This window comes from Kitasatospora sp. NPDC085879 (assembly GCF_040686255.1).
Classification (GTDB): domain Bacteria; phylum Actinomycetota; class Actinomycetes; order Streptomycetales; family Streptomycetaceae; genus Kitasatospora.
In genome coordinates, this window is the sequence record NZ_JBFBJZ010000098.1 from 1 (window position 1) to 18,081 (window position 18,081).

General features: G+C 71.1%; 18 protein-coding genes. 11 read left to right on the forward strand and 7 right to left on the reverse strand.

The genetic code is table 11. From position 1 onward, the window contains the following. Positions 1-87 precede the first annotated feature (87 nt). The gene (locus AB0P35_RS38095) at positions 88-261 is read right to left on the reverse strand and encodes a CsbD family protein (protein ID WP_363520356.1); all 174 of its coding nucleotides are present in this window, start codon (positions 259-261) and stop codon (positions 88-90) included. 132 nt (positions 262-393) lie between these two features. Here AB0P35_RS38095 and AB0P35_RS38100 point away from each other — a divergent pair, with 132 nt between their 5' ends. Continuing rightward, complete coding sequence (locus AB0P35_RS38100) at positions 394-564, forward strand: hydrophobic protein (RefSeq protein WP_363520359.1); 171 nt, start codon at positions 394-396, stop codon at positions 562-564. 235 nt (positions 565-799) lie between these two features. Here the strand turns inward: AB0P35_RS38100 and AB0P35_RS38105 are convergent, their stop codons facing one another. Continuing rightward, entirely contained in the window at positions 800-1,162 is a 363-nt protein-coding gene (locus AB0P35_RS38105) for a hypothetical protein (RefSeq protein ID WP_363520362.1), read from the reverse strand. 276 nt (positions 1,163-1,438) lie between these two features. Then, complete coding sequence (locus AB0P35_RS38110) at positions 1,439-1,750, reverse strand: hypothetical protein (RefSeq protein ID WP_363520364.1); 312 nt, start codon at positions 1,748-1,750, stop codon at positions 1,439-1,441. A gap of 634 nt (positions 1,751-2,384) precedes the next feature. On the opposite strand from AB0P35_RS38110, the gene AB0P35_RS38115 reads away from it, so the two are divergent. From AB0P35_RS38115 to AB0P35_RS38130, 4 genes are all read left to right on the forward strand, one after another. Next, positions 2,385-2,588 carry a hypothetical protein gene (locus AB0P35_RS38115; protein WP_095877794.1) on the forward strand — a complete coding sequence of 68 codons (204 nt, stop codon included), beginning with the start codon at positions 2,385-2,387 and terminating at the stop codon, positions 2,586-2,588. Positions 2,589-2,955: 367 nt separating this feature from the next. Next, positions 2,956-4,911 carry a S41 family peptidase gene (locus tag AB0P35_RS38120; RefSeq protein ID WP_363520367.1) on the forward strand — a complete coding sequence of 652 codons (1,956 nt, stop codon included), beginning with the start codon at positions 2,956-2,958 and terminating at the stop codon, positions 4,909-4,911. A 631-nt stretch (positions 4,912-5,542) separates the two neighbouring features. Continuing rightward, positions 5,543-6,196 carry a GPP34 family phosphoprotein gene (locus AB0P35_RS38125; protein ID WP_363520369.1) on the forward strand — a complete coding sequence of 218 codons (654 nt, stop codon included), beginning with the start codon at positions 5,543-5,545 and terminating at the stop codon, positions 6,194-6,196. Between the two features lie 203 nt (positions 6,197-6,399). Next, positions 6,400-6,708, forward strand: coding sequence for a DUF1905 domain-containing protein (locus AB0P35_RS38130; RefSeq protein WP_363520371.1), 309 nt, complete (start codon positions 6,400-6,402; stop codon positions 6,706-6,708). A 612-nt stretch (positions 6,709-7,320) separates the two neighbouring features. Here the strand turns inward: AB0P35_RS38130 and AB0P35_RS38135 are convergent. Next, positions 7,321-8,412 carry a vWA domain-containing protein gene (locus tag AB0P35_RS38135; protein ID WP_095877798.1) on the reverse strand — a complete coding sequence of 364 codons (1,092 nt, stop codon included), beginning with the start codon at positions 8,410-8,412 and terminating at the stop codon, positions 7,321-7,323. 801 nt (positions 8,413-9,213) lie between these two features. Between AB0P35_RS38135 and AB0P35_RS38140 the strand changes: the two genes are divergently transcribed. Next, positions 9,214-9,783: a hypothetical protein gene (locus AB0P35_RS38140; RefSeq protein ID WP_363520374.1), complete on the forward strand. Its 570-nt coding sequence runs from the start codon at positions 9,214-9,216 to the stop codon at positions 9,781-9,783. Between the two features lie 524 nt (positions 9,784-10,307). On the opposite strand, the gene AB0P35_RS38145 is transcribed toward AB0P35_RS38140, so the two are convergent. Then, positions 10,308-10,553, reverse strand: a complete 246-nt coding sequence (locus AB0P35_RS38145; RefSeq protein WP_363520377.1) for a hypothetical protein — start codon at positions 10,551-10,553, stop codon at positions 10,308-10,310. Positions 10,554-10,648: 95 nt separating this feature from the next. On the opposite strand from AB0P35_RS38145, the gene AB0P35_RS38150 reads away from it, so the two are divergent. The 4 genes from AB0P35_RS38150 (at position 10,649) to AB0P35_RS38165 (ending at position 14,620) form a co-directional block, all read left to right on the forward strand. Next, positions 10,649-11,215 (forward strand): YrhB domain-containing protein, encoded by a 567-nt coding sequence (locus tag AB0P35_RS38150; protein ID WP_363520379.1) that lies wholly within the window; start codon positions 10,649-10,651, stop codon positions 11,213-11,215. A gap of 528 nt (positions 11,216-11,743) precedes the next feature. After that, positions 11,744-12,247 (forward strand): SigE family RNA polymerase sigma factor, encoded by a 504-nt coding sequence (locus AB0P35_RS38155; protein ID WP_363520381.1) that lies wholly within the window; start codon positions 11,744-11,746, stop codon positions 12,245-12,247. A gap of 124 nt (positions 12,248-12,371) precedes the next feature. Continuing rightward, positions 12,372-13,163, forward strand: a complete 792-nt coding sequence (locus tag AB0P35_RS38160) for a hypothetical protein (protein WP_363520383.1) — start codon at positions 12,372-12,374, stop codon at positions 13,161-13,163. A 680-nt stretch (positions 13,164-13,843) separates the two neighbouring features. Further along, positions 13,844-14,620, forward strand: a complete 777-nt coding sequence (locus tag AB0P35_RS38165; RefSeq protein WP_363520384.1) for a DUF2071 domain-containing protein — start codon at positions 13,844-13,846, stop codon at positions 14,618-14,620. Positions 14,621-16,624: 2,004 nt separating this feature from the next. On the opposite strand, the gene AB0P35_RS38170 is transcribed toward AB0P35_RS38165, so the two are convergent. Continuing rightward, the gene (locus AB0P35_RS38170; protein WP_095877804.1) at positions 16,625-16,927 is read right to left on the reverse strand and encodes a hypothetical protein; all 303 of its coding nucleotides are present in this window, start codon (positions 16,925-16,927) and stop codon (positions 16,625-16,627) included. A gap of 448 nt (positions 16,928-17,375) precedes the next feature. Next, complete coding sequence (locus tag AB0P35_RS38175; RefSeq protein ID WP_363520388.1) at positions 17,376-17,807, reverse strand: Imm51 family immunity protein; 432 nt, start codon at positions 17,805-17,807, stop codon at positions 17,376-17,378. Between AB0P35_RS38175 and AB0P35_RS38180 the strand changes: the two genes are divergently transcribed. After that, positions 17,694-18,011, forward strand: coding sequence for a helix-turn-helix domain-containing protein (locus AB0P35_RS38180; protein ID WP_363520386.1), 318 nt, complete (start codon positions 17,694-17,696; stop codon positions 18,009-18,011). The genes AB0P35_RS38175 and AB0P35_RS38180 overlap by 114 nt on opposite strands. Positions 18,012-18,081 lie beyond the last annotated feature (70 nt).

The window sequence follows — 18,081 nt, forward strand, 5'->3', positions numbered from 1 at the left end:
CGTGCTTTGTTTTTTGTTTGCTTTTCGTGGGGGGGGGCGGGCCCGGCCGCCCCGCGCCCCCCCCCCCCCGCACCTCGAGATGTGTAATCAGCGCTTGAAAGCGTCCTTGACGTGCTCCCCGGCCTGCTTCAGGTCGCCCTTGACCCGGTCGGCCCTGCCCTCCGCCTCCAGGCGCTCGTTGCCGACCGCCTTGCCCGCGCTCTCCTTGACCTCGCCGTTGACCTCGTCACCGGTGTTCTCGATCTTGTCGCCCGTGCTCATCGAGCTCTCCTCACCCTCGACGTGGTCGTCCTGACGAGGGACCGCCTGCCCACCGGCGGCCCGAGGATTCCCACGAATATGTGTTCCCGGACAGGGCAACCGGTCCGGCGACACCGACTCGTGGAGGTAGCAATGGTTCCCCTTCTTCTCGTCCTGCTGCTGGCCCTGCTCCTCTTCGGCGCCGGCTTCGCAGTGAAGATCCTCTGGTGGGTGGCCGTCGTCGTCCTGGCGGTCTGGCTGATCGGCTTCGTCGCCCGCGGCACCCACCCCTCCGGGAGCCGCAACCGGTGGTACCGCTGGTAGACGGCTCGCAACCAAACCCGGAGCGGGGTGCACACGACACTGTGCCCCCCGCTCCGCGCATGCCCGGCCCCGCCCGCACGTCGGCCGACGTACACCCCGCTCCGGGCACGCGCAAAGCCACCGTGGAGGCCCACCGCCGCGCACGCGGGCGGGCGCCATGGCACCTGACGGGACGGCAAGCGCGGCAGGCACCCCCGACCCGGGACGTGAGAGCGGCCTTGGCCCGGAGTGATCGTCAGGTGTCGGAGTAGCTGAGGTCTCCGACCGTCCAACTGCTGACGTCCTCGATCGCGATGCGGTACATGCCGCCGGTGTGAGGGAGCCCGAACTTGCCCTGCAGGATCCTCGCCCGGTGCAGGTGGAGGTGGGTCGGCCGGGCCGGCTGGCCTTCGGGGGGCGGGGTGAACAGGGCGGCGAACGGCTTCAGGTGCTCCGACGACTGGAGGACCTCCGCAACCCGCTCCCACCACAGGGCCACCGGCGCGAGCTGGCCGGTGATCACCGCCCCGGGAACCACCACGGTCAACGACATCTGATTGTTGTGCTCCGACTCGACCATCGCGGCGATGTCGACGAGCAGCCCGTCAGGGTTCGACATGACACCCAGACTAGGACACGGCCTCCGGGCCTCCCCGGACCCGGGTCGGTGACAAGACGGGCACAGGACGGCCGCCGCCGTACCCGGGCCCCGGCTGCGATGACGGCCCACCCCGACGCAACCAGCGCGCGACCTCAACCGAACCGGGCCTCCCCCACCTCGCAGGTCGTCGCGGAAAGGTCCGGGGCATGGGTGGTCGCGGGGTCCGGGCCGGCGCGCAGCACACGGGCCGCCCCGGTACGGCGCAGGAGGGCCGTGACCGGTGCGGTGGGTTGATCAGGTGCAGCTGGGTGCCGGCGTCGCGGGTATGGAGGTGGGCGCGGATGAGGCGTTGAGGCCGCCGGAGTCGCAGAAGGTGAGGCGGGCGATGTCCAGAACCAGTCCCCTGGGGACGGTGTGCGTGTTGAGGGCGTTCGTCACGGCAGCGTTCAGCAGCGGGCCGGTGTCCTGAGCGAGCTCACCCACCACGTCCAGTACAAGCCCGGCCCCGTCCTGCGCCCCGTAGACCCGGGCGACCTCGTCCAGCGCCTCCTGATACTCCGCCAGCCGCTCCGGAAACCCGGCCGGCCGCCACGCACCCGTTCCCATGCCCCACTCCCCCGCACCTGCGGTGATCACCGACGGCCGAGCCTACGACACCTCCCCGACAGCTGCCCGAGGTCCGCCGCCCGCGGACCAGGGGGGCGGCGGCAGGCCGGTCGTCGGCTCGGCGCCGCAGCAGGCGTGTTCGGGGGCTTCGCGGCAGCGACGAGGCGGTACAGCCGGGCGATCGCACGGTCGGTGCGCAGCGCGGGCGCGTGCTCGGTGTCGTCGTCCGTGAGGAACAGGACAGGACGCGCAAGGGCCATGCGCATAAGGAATTTCGGGGTCCGGAAGGGTGCGCCGCCGAAGACGCCGGGGCCCGGGTCGACAATCAGCGGGCTCGCCGGGACAGGTCGAGCGAGGAGCAAGCATGGGCAGCTGGAGGCCTTGGGGTGGCTTGGTAGGACCCGGCCGGGTTGGTGAGGGTCGGCTCGCGGGTGGTCAGTCGGTTCGATTGCCACCTGGCGGTGTGGATGTGGGTGGAGTTCGCCGGCCGGCCGCTCCGGGTCCAGGGGAACGAGATTCCGTTCGAAGACGAACAACCGTCGCGCCTACGGGTAGTCGGCTCGCTACTGATGGTAGCTTCCAGCTGCCGCCCGGTCGGGGTGGCATCTCATCCCATCATGCGAAGGAGTGACCTATGACCCAGGTCAGTGCGACCGCCGCAGAGACCAAGAAGGCAATGGCCAGACAGGCCGCCGCGACGAAGACCTGGCGCCACGTCATCCAGCCGGACGCGGACGCCGCAGCCAACTACCTCAACATCGACCCCGCCCAGGGACCGGGCGAGGCGACCATCACCACCCGGCCCGACGGACAGATCGACGTCGTCTTCCTGCTCTGAGAGCAGCCCCCGAACGTCGGCCGGTGCCGCGGCGCGCCCCTCGCCCCGCGGCACCGGCGGCATCTCCTCGGGCCGGCGGCGCGACTGCCGCCACCGCACCGGCGCGACACCCGTCCCGCCCGAGGAGGCCGCCGCCCCTGATGCGCCCCGTCGGCCCGGGGCCACTGCAGGACAGTCCCGGCTCGACGGCCCACCGGGCGGCTGGGCGGCCGGCGGCCCCGGCCGCCGTCTGACTGTGCGTCAGCTGTGCGCCCCCGTGCCGCCCGCCGATCGGGCGAAGACCTGCGGGTCGCCTCATCCGCCGGTCGTGGCCGTCCGATAACCGATGGGCAAGCCCCCGAGCTCCGTCCCACCCTCCGGAGGCCCCATGCCCACGAACACGGACCGGTCCGTTCCCGACTTCATCGCCAAGGCCGCGGCACCCGTCCGCGACCACCTGGCCGCCGCCACCACGCTGGCGCCGTTCCTGCAGTCCGCCGGCACCCTGACCCTCGAAAGGCGTCGCCGCATCGTCGACCAGGCGCTCGTCCTGCTCGAACAGAACTACGTGCACCTGCCGCTGAAGGCCGCCATGTACGCCGTGAACCCGGTGCAGCGGCTGCGCCTGCTCGCCCGGCGTCTGGAACGGCAGACCGACGCCGACATGCCGCCCGAGTGGATCTTCCACGCGGAGCTGTCGGAGATCTTCCACTCCGTCCGCGACCTGCACACCAACTACTTGCTGCCCGCCCCGTTCAACGGCAAGATCGCCTTTCTGCCGTTCCTCGTCGAGAGCTTCACCGAGCAGAGCGGCGGCACGGCCACCGAGCGCTTCCTCGTCACCCAGGTCGCCCAGGGCTTCGCCCCGCCCGGATTCGGGCCCGGCACCGAGATCACCCACTGGAGCGGCATCCCGATCTCCACCGCCGTCGACCTGCACGCCGCCCGGTTCGCGGGCAGCAACCCCGAGGCCCGCCGCAGTCGCGGCGTCCAGTCGCTGACCCTGCGTCCGATGCGCATCCACCTGCCCCCGTTCGAGGAGTGGGTGACCGTCACCTACCTCGACGCCGACGGCACCCCGCGCGAACTGCGCGAGAACTGGCAGATCGTCGACAACCTGCCCCCGCTCGTCGGCATCGACACGCTCGGCACCGCCGGGGCCGCCCAGGGCCTCGACCTGGAGGCGGACGAGGTCGGCCGCGCCAAGGTGCTGCTCTTCGCCCCCCGGGTGGTCGCCCAGCAGAAGGCCGCCGAGGCCGGCGAACCCGCACCCGACCTGCAGGCCGGCGAGATCCCCACCACCATGCCCAAGGTCTTCAAGGCGCGCGAGGTCACCACCGCCTCCGGCACCTTCGGCCACCTGCGGATCTTCACCTTCAACGTGGACGACCCGATCGCCTTCGTGGAGGAGTTCGTCCGCCTCCTCGGCCTCCTGCCAGAGCGCGGCCTGATCCTGGACGTCCGGGACAACGGCGGGGGCCACATCTTCGCCGCCGAGTTCACGCTGCAGACCCTCACCCCGCGCCGGATCACCCCCGAGCCCACCCAGTTCATCAGCACCCCGCTCAACCTGCGGATCTGCCGCCACCACCAGAACGACCCAGCCATCGACCTCGGCGCCTGGGTGCCGTCCATGGAACAGGCCCTCGAGGTCGGCGCCACCTTCTCCCGCGCCTTCCCCATCACGCCCGAGGACGGCGCCAACGCCATCGGACAGCGTTACTTCGGGCCGGTCGTCCTGGTCACCAACGCCCGCTGCTACTCGGCGACCGACATCTTCACCGCAGGCTTCCAGGACCATCGGATCGGCACCGTGCTCGGCGTCGACCGCACCACCGGCGCCGGCGGGGCCAACGTGTGGACGCACGAGCTGCTCTCCGAGCTGGCTGCCGACGACCCGGCGACGCCGTACCGGCCGCTGCCCAACGGTGCGAGCATGCGCGTCGCCATCCGCCGCACCCTGCGCGTCGGCGCGCAGTCCGGCACCCCGGTGGAGGACCTCGGCGTCACCCCCGACGAACTCCACCGGATCACCCGGCGCGACCTCCTGGAAGGCAACGCCGACCTGATGGAACGCGCCGGGGAGCTCCTCAAGGCGATGACCCCGCACGCCGTGGCCATCACCGACGCCGCCACCACGGGCGGCGCGCTGCGGCTCAAGGTCAAGACCACCAACATCGACCGCCTGGACGTCTACATCGACCAGCGGCCCAAGGCCTCCGTCGACCTGCTCAACGGGCAGGCCGACGTGACCGTACCGGACGCGGCCACCGCGAACTCCGCCCGCGTCGAGGGCTACGTCGACGGCGAACTCGTCGCCAGCCGCACCGAACAGCTCCGCTGACCCGAACCCCACCACCCGAACGCCAACCACCCGAACGCCAACCACCGGACCCCCGGCGGGAACACCCCCGCCGGGGGTCCGGCTGCGCCCCGGCCCCTTGCCCGGGCCCCGCCCCGCCATCCGGACGAACCGCGTCCCCCTGGCCGACCGCCCGCCCGGCCCGGGCGGCCGGGAGCGGCCGCGCGGGCAGAAGATCCTCCGGGCCTGGACAGGGCGCGGAAGGTGCCCGTCTGCCCCTGGGGCGGCCCGCATGAACAGCGCCCTACGCACACGCGGACAGGCACCAAAGCGGTGCGCGACACGATGTCCGGTGGCCGATCCGAGGCCGTCCACGGGGCCGATTGACGGCGTGACCGGGCGACGACCGGCGCGCGGACCGAACACGGCGCAGCGGCGGGCATCCGGGCGCGCCAGACGAGGGCCGGAACGAGGGTCCGGAACGAGGGCCCGGGACGGGCGGAGGACGCGCGCTCCCACCGCACCGCCAACCCGTGACAAGAACCGGCCCCGCCCCGGACTGCCTCGGTGGAACCCAGGGAGGACGGCGGCCGGACGGGTACTCCTGCGGGCGGAGGACGGCCCGTCCCGTGGGCTGATGGCGGGCCGGCGGGGGCGCCGTATCGTCGGTGTCATGAGCCGAGGACTTCATCTGGACGGCTACCTGCTGGCCTTCGACACCCGGGCCCAGTCTCTGCAGGACCGCACCCGCGCCGGTTACCTGCTGCGGGCCGCCGCCCTGGCCGAGCTCGCCCACCGGGGCGCCGCCGCCGAGGACGGGACGGGCCGGGTGCAGGTCGTCTGCGCCGACCCCACCGGGGACCGCGTCCTGGACGCGCTGCTCACCGAACTGCGTGGCCGGCCGCGAACCTGGAAGGCGTGGATCAGGCGCAGCCGCGACGACACCCTGGAGGCCGTCGAGGAGCGGCTCACAGTGCTCGGCATCATGACCATGCCCGACCGGGACCCCTACGGCCCGGCCGCGCCGCACCGGACGGTGGCGATGGACGATCCGCGCGAGGCCCTGGACCTCCAGGTGCGCGTGGCCGAGCTCGTCCGCGGCACCGCCCCGGCCTCCGAGGCGCCGTTCGCCGACGCGGTCCTCGCCGCGCTGGCCGCCCACGGGCACCTGCGGCTGGTGCTCTCCCGGCACGACCGCAGGGCCCACGCCGGACGGATCACCGCACTCACCGACCGGCTCGCCCGCCCCGCCCCGGGCCTGGCCCGCGCGGTGACCGGGCTGAACCTGACCATGGTCGCCGGCCAGGGCGGGATGGGCGGCAGCTGAGCGGACGATCGGGCAGCCGAAGGAACGACTACACCACCGCTGCTGAACCTTCCTGCGCGGGCCGTCGCCCCGGCCTGCCTGCCCGCACCGGAACCCGGACTCTCCACGGCCCCCGACCACGGTCCCGACGAGAAGGACGCCGGGAGCACGAGGTCACCACTACGCTGCGGGATTCAAGCCCCCTCCCACGAACGGACCGACCTATGGACCTCGTCTTCACCGGCCGCGTCATCGAGTGGCGCGGGCCCTCGCCGTTCTACTTCGTCCCCGTGCCGCAGGAGCAGTCAGCCGACATCCGCGAAGTCGCCTCACAGGCCACGTACGGCTGGGGGGTCATCCCCGTCGAGGCCCGCATCGGGGGTATCGCCTTCACCACCTCGCTGTTCCCCAAGGACGGCGGCTACCTGCTCCCGATCAAGAGCGCCGTGCGCAAACCGCACGATCTCTCGGCCGGGGACGAGGTGAGCGTCGAGATGACGGTTCGCCTCGACCGCCGCCCGGCACACGTGTAGCCCCTCCCCCAGCGGCGACAACCCCCAGGGTGTCCACCTCCCGCACCACCGGCCCCCGCCCCACCCGCGCCCACAGCACCGGCCCCTCGCCCGTAGCACCCGTCACCCCCGGCCCGACGAGCCGACCCCGCCGGACGCACGCCTCGGTCCCGGCGCCGCGGCCGGCCCGTCCCACCCTGTGCACGGCACGCACCGTCAGACGCCCGGGCACGTCTCGTCGTTCAGCGACCGGGAGCCACCGCCCGTGCGGCACCCGGCCCGCCGATGGTGCGCAGCACACGCCGCCAGGGTCTGTCCTGTACGGCCGTCGGTCGATGCCCGGGTGAAGGTCTCGCGGCTGAATCGGGCGAACTACGCGGCTCGCGAGCAGTACCGACGGGTCGGCCGCCGGGAAGGCGCGGTGGTCGTCGCCGGTCTGGAGGCCGTACGTCGCCTCGTTGTGCCGCCGCGCTCGCCGCCGCTGGGCCCGAGTTCGTGTGGTGCGGCGGTCGGCATGTCGTGGGCGGCGGGCCGATTCGGCCCCGGGACGGGCCGCGTTGATGCCGGTCGCGGTATGACGGTGCGCAGGCAGCGGCGCAGCGCCGGATCCGTGGTCGGATCGGCGGTTCTCGGCTACAGGAGGACGAGCAGCTTGGTGCCCGGTACCAGCTTCCGGTTGACGGAGGTCGACTGGACGAACACGGTGTACGACGGGTTGTCGCCCGGCTTGACCGTGGCCTCCGACTGCGGCAGGCCCAGGAGCCGGCGGGCCGCCGGGCCCGAGAACACCCGGCCGGTCATCCGGCCGGTGGCCGGGTCCTTCTCCGCCACGGCGAGCTGCTTGCCGCCCTGGATCTTCTCGCGCTTGGACAGCTCGTAGAAGGCGCAGCCGCTCTTGTACGGGTGTCCGGCGCTGGTGACGAAGTCGCGGATCGGCGTCTGCTGGTCGACGGGGACGAGGATGTACTTGCCGGTGTCCAGGGCGTCGAGGTTGGCCGTGACGTCGGCGGTGCTCAGGTCCTGGCCCATGGCGAAAAGGTTCCTGGTGCCGCGTACGCCCTGTTCGCGGCCCCGCAGGAAGCTGGTGGCGGCCGTCTTGACGGTGCCGATGGCCTCCTCGACGCCCTTGCTGGAGTCCGCGTCCCAGACCGCGATGTTGCCCGCGGGGAAGCCGTACTCCTGGGCAGTGCGCTTGGCCAGGGAGTTCGGGACCAGGATCGCCGAGGTCCAGTGGTCGGGGAGGTTGTCCATGGCACCGTGGATGCGGTCCATCCACCTGCGCAGCACCGCGGCGCCCTTGGCGCCGCCCATCCGGGTGTGCATCTGGCCGCTCTCCGAGCAGCCGGAGGCGTTCTCCTCGCCGTCCGTGACGACGACCTGGAGGAAGGAATGCTCCCCGTACCCCTCCCAGATGTTCTTCAGGTCGTCGATCGACTTCACCGCCGCCTCGATCAGCGCCGTCGCACCGTTGTCGACCTTGTACAGGCCCTTCAGGGACGGCAGATGCTTCACGTCCATGTCCCAGACCAGGTTCTCCACCTCGTGGTCGAAGGCGTAGAGGCTGATCCGGGTCTCGTGACCCAGCCGGTCGGACTCCTCCTGAAGACCCTTCACGAACTCGTCCACCACACGGACAAGCTGCGCCTCGTGCTTGCGCATCGAGCCGGAATTGTCGACCACCAGCGACACGTGGTTGACCTTGTGCTTGATCCTCTTCGCAGACATGGTTCCACCCCTCATTCCGACGCCATTTCCAACGCCCTTTTCGACGTCTTTCCGGCGCCCCCTGCAGCGTTGTTTACACACTACGGTGGGGCACTGACAGTGCCTCCTGACCTCGGGTCATGCAGACGCCGACCACCCGTCCACCACAAAAGGCGGGTACTGACGGTCGGCCAGAAGACTTCAGCCGGACGAGAACCCGCTCGTTTAGTTCTCACAAAGGGCGCAGGTAGGTGACGGGCGACGTGCACGCCGAATCCGATGCGCGCCGTCCTATTCGCCGGCCCGGCGGACGGCAATCTTGCACATCCCCCGCCGGCGCCGGGCTGTAGCGCACAGGCCGGGCGGCCGGAACGGCGGGCCGCGGCACCAACGGGCTGGCCGGATGCCGGCGTGCGCCCTCGCTCAGGCCCGGCATACCGCCGGGCGCGTCCAGGAGAGACCAGACGATGGCCCGACCCGTATGGAGCAGTGTTCTGAGTCCACATCAGCCGACTTTCAAACAGAGCCCGCTCCTCGGGCCTGAACACCGGTTCCCGCCCGATGCACTGGACGTGCAGCCGTAGGTCCGGCGGGGGGCGGGCAAGGGGCCGACCGAGGCGAAGAGGCCGCCCTCACGCGTCCTGGTCCGGCCCGGGCGTGTGAGGGCCGACCGGGTTCATCCAATCCCCGACACCGCGCGGGATCACGCGAACAGCCGACCCAACCACCACACTGCCGAGTAGACCCGCCTCAGCACGGCCTCGCCCTGAGCCGCTCCCCGCCCCGTCACGTCACCGTAGGCGGGCGGCCTTGGAGGAACATGTGGCTTCGCAGTTGACCGTCTCCCTCGTCGCAGCTGCCACCACCACTGCTGTCAGTCTGCTCGGCTTCGTGATCCAGGACCAACTCGCGCGACGCTCTCGACTCGAACGCCGAAAGAGACTCTTGGAGGACGCATCGCGGCGGGTGACCTTCGTAACGGAGTGGTGGAAGGCGATGGAGCTGGTCAGTGCGCCGCCCGACGAACTGCCCGAGGCCAAGGTCGGGGGCCTCGCCTGGCTGAACGAGGCCTCGGCGCTGGTCGCCGAGGCCAGATCCCCCACTGTCACCGAGCGACCCCAGCCACCTGTGAGAAGAGTGCTGTTGACCTATCGCTTCGAGCATCGATCCGCGAAAGTCATCCGCGTCTGCTTCTACCTTGCTCTCGCCTGGGCCATCCTCCTCGCGGCCGAACTCCCTTTCGAGCATGGCAGTAGCTATTTCGCCTCCGGCTTCGTGTCGATGGCTGTGCTCATCTTCCTGGCCATGCTGCTGCGCGTCTGGGCAGCCGCGGTCGAGAAACGGAGTCCGAGCCCGATCCGGAACCCGGCCGCTCCGGACTCGAGCTCCTGACACTCCGCCGGATCCAGGGCTGTTTCAAAGTTCCGGTGAGCACACATGACTCTCCTGGTCACGGCGGTGTGTGTGCGACATCCCGCGAGTTCTCCTGAGCCCCGCTGAGTGACCGAAGCCGTGGCCAGGGCCTTCGTCCCCCCTTCAAGTGCTCTGCCGGGCCGTGACGCAGTCGGGATTTCTGAAGCGTTCTCAGCTCGTACGACCGATCCATGGTCCGGTCGAACTTCACCTCGCCGAGGTGTTCGGCTCGACGAGATGACCGCCATGCGTTACGCGGGCTCGGCCCGGCGCCCCTGGAAACCCGTGCCGAATCGTGGAACGTCGTGACAGCATCGCCGGATGATCAACGCTGAGGACCTGGTCGGCAAACGCCTGCTGAAGGTGACGACGTCCTGGCACCACTACCAGGAGACCGAGCCATCCCTCCTGCACATGTGGCTGCACATGGACGGCCTCGGCCCCGTCCGCGTCCACACGTCGGGCGACGGGGTGTCCATGGAGATCGACCAGCCTCACGGCCCCTACGACATGGACGAATACGGCCACACCACGGTCGAGGACAACCTCCCCGACTTCCCCATGACTCGCTTCGTCGGCCAGCGGGGATCCTCTCCACCCTGGAGATCCGCTACCAGCGCGAGAACCTCGACTTCGCCATCGGAATCGCCCTGCAGTTCGAGAACGGGAGCATCCGCGTCCTCAACCTCGCGGACGAAATCGTCCTGGCCTACGACCAGCACCTGGGCCCGGTCGAGGCGCATCTCCACGCAGCCGACGCATGAATCCCTCCCCTGGGAACGCAAAGAACCCGGCGGAAGAAAACTCCTGTTCATGCCCCTCGGCATGCGAGATGCTGCCGGACATGATCGACCGTGACTTCGCGATCCGGGTGGCCCAGGAAGATCTGGACCGCAAGTACTCGGGGCGGCTGGTGGTGGCCGGGGCTGAGGAGCACGAACTCGTCTGGATCGTCCACCACCAAACCGCGGGATACCTACGCACTGGAGACCCAGGTCAGCTCTTGGGCGGCAACGGCCCCTACCTGGTGGATCGCCTCGATGGGAGTCTTCACCAGATCGGACCGGTCGCCGCGGTCACCGGCGAGTGGGAGCTGGACTACCGGACCCGCATCAGGAAGATGACCACACGCACCGCAGTTGATGAGCTGCACGAGGAGATCCGCCGGACAGCGGCGGCCGATGGACGAATCATCGCCATGCACTTGCTGCGGCAGCGGGTCCAGACACTCACGCACGCGCAAGTCATCGCGTACGTCACCGCCCTGCAGGTCGGCACCGCACCACCGCACCTGGTGGACATCGCCACCAGGGTCCTCGTTCCTGCCCTGGATCCCGTCCTCAGCGTCCACACCATCCACCCCGCGGGGGCGGCGGCTGTGGAGACAGCTGAGGGTAGACCCGTGTCTTGAAGTGAACTCGCGGGTCCTTTCGCGAGAATCGGGGTGGTCGACCCGCGGATTCGCCGTGAGGAACCTTCAGTTTCCGCGAACTCGCGGGGCTCACGGGGGCTGAGGAACATCGGCGTCAGATCCTGCGCCTGTACGCCCCGTCACCGCCTCTTCCTCGCGTGGACGACGTCGCTCGTCGGGCGCCCACGGTTGCAGCGGCACCGGCGGTGTGACGGGCGCCGAGGCGCTTGAGATTGCGGCACACGCTCTCCGAATGCCTCAAGCCGGCCGGCGAATCGGGCGGCCTCCAACCAGGTGCCGGTCACCGGGTGCGCCCATGCCCTGGCCGCCGCGCACTCGGCCCGGAGCGCTGGGCCATCACCACGAACCCGCCGAGGACGTCGCGCCCGCCGGAAATCGCCGATGACCGCCGACGACCGCCGACGACGCAACATTTCCGGCACCCGGTCGCGTGTAGAAGTCGACGCGGGGCACCACCGCCCCGCGGGCAACTCGGCACGGACGACGGAACAAGGGGGCCGGGCACGGATGTCGCCGGAGCGCGAGAGGTTGTTCGAACAGTTCGCCGCAGCCCGGTACGGGGCGCTGCGCCGCACCGCGTACCTGTTGTGCGGCGACTGGCACCTGGCCGAGGACCTGGTGCAGTCGACCCTGATCAAGGTGTACGCGCGCTGGCCGCGGCTTCGCGACCCGGACACCGCTGGCGGCTATGCCCGCACCACGCTGGTGCGCACCTTCGTCGACGGGCGGCGGCGCCGCTCGGCCGGCGAGGTACCCAGCGCCGAGCCGCCGGAGACGGCGGCGGTCGGCGCCGACCCGGACCGGCGGCTGGCCCTGCTGGCGGCACTGGCCCGGGTGACACCGGGCTACCGGGCGGTGCTGGTACTGCGCTACTGGGAGGACCAGAGCATCGAGGAGTGCGCCGCGATCCTCAACCGGAGCAGCGGCGCGGTGCGGTCGGACGCCCACCGCGGCCTGGCCCAACTACGGACGATCCTCGGCGACTCGGTGCACGAGATCGCCGGGGCATGACCGGGCCGACGGCAGGACGGACGGTGCGCGCCGACCTCAGGGCGGACGGGCAAGCGGGTGTACGGGCGAGCGGACGGGTGTACGGGCGAGGTCGGGGATGCGGAGCGAGAAGGAGGAAGCAGGCATGACGCACGGTGGGGACGACCCCGACCGCCGGATGGCGGCGCAGGTGTTCCGGGCGGTGCTGGAGCAGCCGGAGCCGGAGCAGCCCGTGGTGCTGGCGGCTGTGCGGGCCGGTGGGCGGCGGATGCGGGCCCGACGGCGGCTCGCGCTCGGCACGGCGGTACTGGCGGCAATCCCGGTACTGGCGATCACCACGGCACTGGCCCTTCCGGGGTCGGCGGGCGCGCCGCGGCTGCGGGACCTGGTCGGGCTCGACCCGGCGGACGACCGGCCCTCCACGGCGCAGCCGTCGAGCTACGGGATGGACCAGTTGGACGCGATGCACGACCGGCTGCGCACCGCTCTGGCCGCCCACCTGCCCGCCGGATACACCGGTGTGCTGGACGGCGGCGGCCCAACCACCTTCCGACTCGCCCGCGCCGACGGCGGGTTCACCGCAGTCGCGACGATCATGGGCAACCCCCTGGCCCCGGGCAGCCACGCGCCCTCACCGTGCGAGCCGCAGGACGGCCGGCCCGTCTACGCGATCGGCTGCGTGTCCCGGACACTGCCGGACGGCTCCACCGGCTGGCTGTACAAGTCCACCTCCTACCCGGGCACCCAGTTCACCCTGGTCACCCCCCAGGGCCGGATCGCCGGACTCGGAACCCTGCCGACCGCCGTCCCACCACAGGGCGAGAGCGGGGAACCACAGGAATCCAAGGCCATGACACCCGAGGAACTGGACGCCCTGGTCTCCACCCCGGAAGTCCTGGCCGCCCTCGAGGCCGTCCCGCTGGACGCACCCGGCTGACCACGCTCCCGGGCCGCCCTCCCGACACCGCCCGACCGGTCTTGCGGGCCACAGGCACCAGGCCCCGGCCGGGCCCGCGACCCAGTACCGACCGCCAGAGCGACGGCAGCGCGACGGCACGACAGCACGACAGCAGGACGCGACGACGCAACGGCAGGGCGCGACACGGCCGGATGTGGGACGGGAGGGCCCCCGGGGGCCGTCCCGGACCGGTAGCCCAGAAGCAGGCCCCGGGTCTCGCAGCCTCTCGGAGCAGGCACCGGCAGCTGTCCGCGCCCGGCCCGCGGCGGTGACCTGGCCAGGGACGGGCGGCGCGCCTACAGGCCTTGTAGCTGCACCGAAGCCGGGAGCGACGCCACGGTCACGGCACCCCGGCCCTGAGACGCGCGAACGGGGCCACATCCTGCGTGCGGCCGGCGTCCTCGCCGGGCCCGGCCGACGAGGACGCCGGGACACAGCAGCAGGCCGTCCCGGAACGGCCTGCCGGGCACCTGGCTCTGTCCACCAGAGCCGACAGCGCTCCTGCGCCGCTTGGGGGGCGGCGCCCATTCTGCGAGCGATGGGGAATGTTCACGGGTTTCCACAGCACGCTGCCAGGCGCCGAACGGTCCGGCGTACACCGCACCAGGCCGGCCAGGGCACCCGGGCCAGCGGACGTAAGGGCGTGCGACGCTGATGCCATGGAACCGGCCCCTGGCCCTACCGCTGTCCCTGCGGAGCCGATCACGCCCGATCCGGTGCGCGAGGTACCGGACACCCTGCTCACCCAGTCCTGGCTCGACCTGTCGTTCCTGCACTGGGCCGCCGATCCCGCGGACGTTGCGCCGCTGCTGCCGGCCGCAACCGTGCCGGACACGCACGACGGGCTCACCTACGTCGGGCTGGTGGCGTTCCGGATGTACCGGGTGGGCTGGTTCAACGCGCCGGGTATCCCGTACCTCGGAACCCTTCCGGAGATCAACGTGCGGCTCTACTCGGTCGACCGGTACGGGCGGCGTGGCGTGGTGTTCCGCTCGTTGGAGGCCTCGCGGCTGCTGCCGGTGGCCATCGCCCGCAGCGCATTCCGGCTGCCCTACATGTGGGCCGGGATGGCGATCCACCGCGACTCGGACAGCATCAGCTACACCAGCAGCCGGCGCTGGCCCGGACCGCGTGGAGCGCGCAGCCGGATCGCGGTCCGCATCGGCGAGCGGATCGAGCACCCGACCGCCCTCGAACACTTCCTGACCGCCCGCTGGGGCATGCACAACACCTTCCTCGGCCGCACGGTGTACCTACCCAACGCCCACCCTCGCTGGCCGCTGCACCGGGCGGAGCTACTTCACTGCGAGGACGACTTGGTGACCGCAGCCGGACTGCCCACGCCCACCGGGCCGCCGGTGAGCGTGCTGTACGCCCCCGGCGTCCCGGTCCGCTTCGGCCGCCCCACCCGCCCCGGCGGCCCACCCACTCCCTGAACCCGCACAGACAGCAGCCACACAGACAGCGGCCGCGCCGCAGTCCGCAGGACCTCGGCCCACGCCCGGCAAGCCCCGTCGATTCCCGCGGAGATCGAACACGGCAGCGCCCGAACCCTCCCGAACTGCCGAACAACATTCGGCGAACAGAGCCAGGCGCCCACCACGCCACCGGGCAGACACCTCCCGGGCAGGTGCACGCCCCAGGGCGACCACACGGCCCCCGGCAAACCGGGCGTGCGGGTCGGACAGCGGCGCCCACAACCTCCACGGCCGGGCACGTACGGGTCCGCGACACGCACGACCCGAGACCCTGCGACACCAACCACCGCCGAACGGACCGCACCCGGCACACCGAACCGGCCAGGGACACTGCCCACCCCGATCCGCCCCCGCCGGCGGTGTCCGTCCGGTCACCGGCCCGATACGGCCCCGTACCTCTAGGAGCTGGGGATCGCCAGGAGGAGCCCGCCATCGAGGCGTTCCTGAATGTGTCGGCCGTGCGCGGCACAGACCACGACCGTGCCGCCCTGCGCGTCCATCGCCAGGAAGGTCGCCGGCTCACCACACGGACCCTGAGTCCGGTCATAACCCCACCCGGCACCGCACTCCCGACACCACGAGTGACCGTTCTCCGTTCGCAGCGTCGGCCCGCACCGCGGACAGATTCCCCACCACGCCGTGCACGACCCCCGCCACTGGGCGGCACGCACCCGCGCCAGCTTCTCCGCCGCACCCCCGATCCGCTGTGCCGCCTGGGAGAGCGCCTCGTCCACCCCACCCGACAACGCCCCCCGCACCGCGCGAGGCAGACCCGACTGCTCCTTCAGCCGCTCCCGCATCGCGGCAACATCCCGCGCCAACGCGTCCACACGCGCTTGAAGATCCCGCAACTCCGCAGGCGTCGGCTCACCACCACCGGAGCAACCAGCATCCGCGAACAAACCCCTCACCCCCGACAACACCACAACGCCAACAGACCCCCGACCCGACACCCCGCCGGCGGCCACCCACCAAAACATCGTGATCAAACCATGACAGCCCCGCCCCGACAAGAGACGAAGGCCAGGCAACCAAACCAACCAAACCCCACCAGCAACGCCGCACCATCGGCACCGCCGGCAACACGATCGTGTCACCCCGCAACGATCCAGACCCCGGACCGGCCCCCACCACACACCGCAGCACCGGACCCGGCCCGCGCCGCGCGGCCGCACCCCCGCCAAGACCTCAAAAACCCGGTCGGGTCGGGACCAGCCCGCCCCAAGGCCAAGCACGGCCAAGGCCCTCAAAGGCTCCCCACCCGGGAACGACCGCCACCGCCCCGACAGACCCCCAAGCAGCCGATCGCCAAGCGCCACCGCCGCCACCGAGCCGACCGCCACGAAGAACACCACCACCACCACGCCAACAAAGCCACAGCACCCGCGCAGGAAACCGCAACCACCCCAACAAGACCACCCCGCGCAACGCCGGGAAGACCGTGCCCGCCGAGCGGACCACCCGCCGCCGAACAGGGCACGGGGCAGCCGGGTGTGTACCGGCCAGGCCACCCCCGCGCCAGGAGTGCCCGCCCACGATCCTCGGCCCAGCGGCCGAGCCCGCGAGGTGGCAGCAGTGCGGCTCCCCGAGGGGGGTCTCACAGGGCCGCCACAAGCGGGTAGCAGCGGAGCCGCTTGACGGACCCGTGATCGCGGTCACGGGTCCCCGGCCGGGTCCGGACAGCCATTCGGGCAACACCGCGGGGCACACGCCCTCGACCACCCCACCGCCAACCCCACCCCGGAACACCAGCCCGGCCGCCGGCGTCGCGGTGTCGGCCGCAGGCCCGGTCGGCGGGCCGTGCCCGTCCGGTGGACAGGAGCCACGCGGCACCGGCGCGCCCGCCGACCATCAAGCCAGCGCACCTCACCCGTGACCGACCGGACCCGGACCCGGCGGCCCCAGCCCCGCTCGCCGTGGCGATCCGGACCTCGGCCGCTCGGCCCGCCGCCGCGTCCGCGCTCAGTCCTGGAACGTCCGCTCGTTCAGCACATCGAGGTTGCGGAACACCGGGGGCCCGTCGCACAGCGCCATGGCCTGGGCCGCGAACTCCGCCGTCTCCGGGCGGTCGGAGTTGTCCATCGCCTGCTCGTACGAGGGGAACTCCACGATGTTCAGATACACGTTCTCCGCGTCCCGGTCACGGGTCTCCACGGCCCGCGTCGCCACGCGCCTGCCCGCGTTCTTCTCCACCCAGCTGTCCAGCAGGGCATTGAACTCGTCGATGCGACTCGTCCTGTACTCGATGATCTGAATGAACGCCACAATGACCCTCCTCGGTCCGGCGGGCGACTACCGCCCGTCCGTTCAGCGTCTCCCCGACACCGACAGGCCGCAAAAGCACACAACCAGCCCGCCAGCGGCCCGGCCGACCGCCTCCCGACAGCCACCATCAACCCACCACACCCAGCCGACGCCGACGCCGACGGCTGAGGACAAGGGTGTCAACGCTTCGCCAAAACTGGTTCTGGATCACTTTCCGTGCCAGAGCCACGGAGCGTCACCGAAACCACGATCATGAACGGTCGTGGCTGACGAATTCCTCCAGGACCTCTGGTTCCACCACGCCGACAACGTCGCGCTCGACACCATCACCCTCCACTTCACGTGCTTCTTGGAGTGCTGAGCCGAGGACAGATGATCGGTGAGACGGTTGCCGCCGTGGGGCTTGCTCCGACCCCGGGGTCCGGTCAGTTCTCCCCGCTCGCGGGCCTTACCGGTTCAAGAAGCGCGGGTCGGCCGTCACGATGTACTGGCTGAGGAGTTCGCGGTTGTGGAAGGCGGAGTGCAGGAGGAGGGCCAGGTCCGTGAGGGCTTTCAGGTCGCTGCTCGAGACCACGAAGGTGCCGGCTTCTGATCCGAAGTGGAGCTTGTCCGCGTTGTCGGGCATGCGGGACCTCACCAGTGACTCGGCCAGACCCTCCCAGCCGTGACCGTGGCTCTCCGCGTTGTGTTCCTCGTGTCGCGCGTCAGACTTTGTGGCAGGGCTCGTTTCTTGTGGGTCCTGCCTTGTAAAGGAGTCTGATCGATCATGGTGAGGCCGCCGGCGTTGCCGCCGGAGGAGAAGGTCCGGATCGTGCTGTCGATCCTGGCCGGTGAAATGACCGTTGCGGAGGCCGCGCGGCGGGCGAAGGTGTCCGAGCAGTCGGTCGGGAACTGGAAGCGCCAGTTCCTGGAGTCCGGCCGGGCAGGCCTCGAGTCCGGGAAGTCCGGCCCCAGCAGCCGGGAACAGCAACTCGAGGCCCAAGTCGCCGACTTGACGCAGGCGCTGGGTGAGGCCGCGGTCGAGCTGAGGGTGTGGAAGAAGTCCGCGGAGGGCCGGCTGGGCCCTTCGAGGACCTCGAGGTGATCCGCGTCGAGGCGGGCATGCCGACCGCGAGGTTCTGCCGTCTGATCGGCGTGCCCGAGCGGACCTGGCG

Bases quoted from the DNA above. Each gene is read 5' to 3' on its own strand.
- AB0P35_RS38095 (WP_363520356.1), bottom strand. From the start codon at position 261: ATGAGCACGGGCGACAAGATCGAGAACACCGGTGACGAGGTCAACGGC.
- AB0P35_RS38100 (WP_363520359.1), top strand. From the start codon at position 394: ATGGTTCCCCTTCTTCTCGTCCTGCTGCTGGCCCTGCTCCTCTTCGGC.
- AB0P35_RS38105 (WP_363520362.1), bottom strand. From the start codon at position 1,162: ATGTCGAACCCTGACGGGCTGCTCGTCGACATCGCCGCGATGGTCGAG.
- AB0P35_RS38110 (WP_363520364.1), bottom strand. From the start codon at position 1,750: ATGGGAACGGGTGCGTGGCGGCCGGCCGGGTTTCCGGAGCGGCTGGCG.
- AB0P35_RS38115 (WP_095877794.1), top strand. From the start codon at position 2,385: ATGACCCAGGTCAGTGCGACCGCCGCAGAGACCAAGAAGGCAATGGCC.
- AB0P35_RS38120 (WP_363520367.1), top strand. From the start codon at position 2,956: ATGCCCACGAACACGGACCGGTCCGTTCCCGACTTCATCGCCAAGGCC.
- AB0P35_RS38125 (WP_363520369.1), top strand. From the start codon at position 5,543: ATGAGCCGAGGACTTCATCTGGACGGCTACCTGCTGGCCTTCGACACC.
- AB0P35_RS38130 (WP_363520371.1), top strand. From the start codon at position 6,400: ATGGACCTCGTCTTCACCGGCCGCGTCATCGAGTGGCGCGGGCCCTCG.
- AB0P35_RS38135 (WP_095877798.1), bottom strand. From the start codon at position 8,412: ATGTCTGCGAAGAGGATCAAGCACAAGGTCAACCACGTGTCGCTGGTG.
- AB0P35_RS38150 (WP_363520379.1), top strand. From the start codon at position 10,649: ATGATCGACCGTGACTTCGCGATCCGGGTGGCCCAGGAAGATCTGGAC.
- AB0P35_RS38155 (WP_363520381.1), top strand. From the start codon at position 11,744: ATGTCGCCGGAGCGCGAGAGGTTGTTCGAACAGTTCGCCGCAGCCCGG.
- AB0P35_RS38160 (WP_363520383.1), top strand. From the start codon at position 12,372: ATGACGCACGGTGGGGACGACCCCGACCGCCGGATGGCGGCGCAGGTG.
- AB0P35_RS38165 (WP_363520384.1), top strand. From the start codon at position 13,844: ATGGAACCGGCCCCTGGCCCTACCGCTGTCCCTGCGGAGCCGATCACG.
- AB0P35_RS38180 (WP_363520386.1), top strand. From the start codon at position 17,694: ATGGTGAGGCCGCCGGCGTTGCCGCCGGAGGAGAAGGTCCGGATCGTG.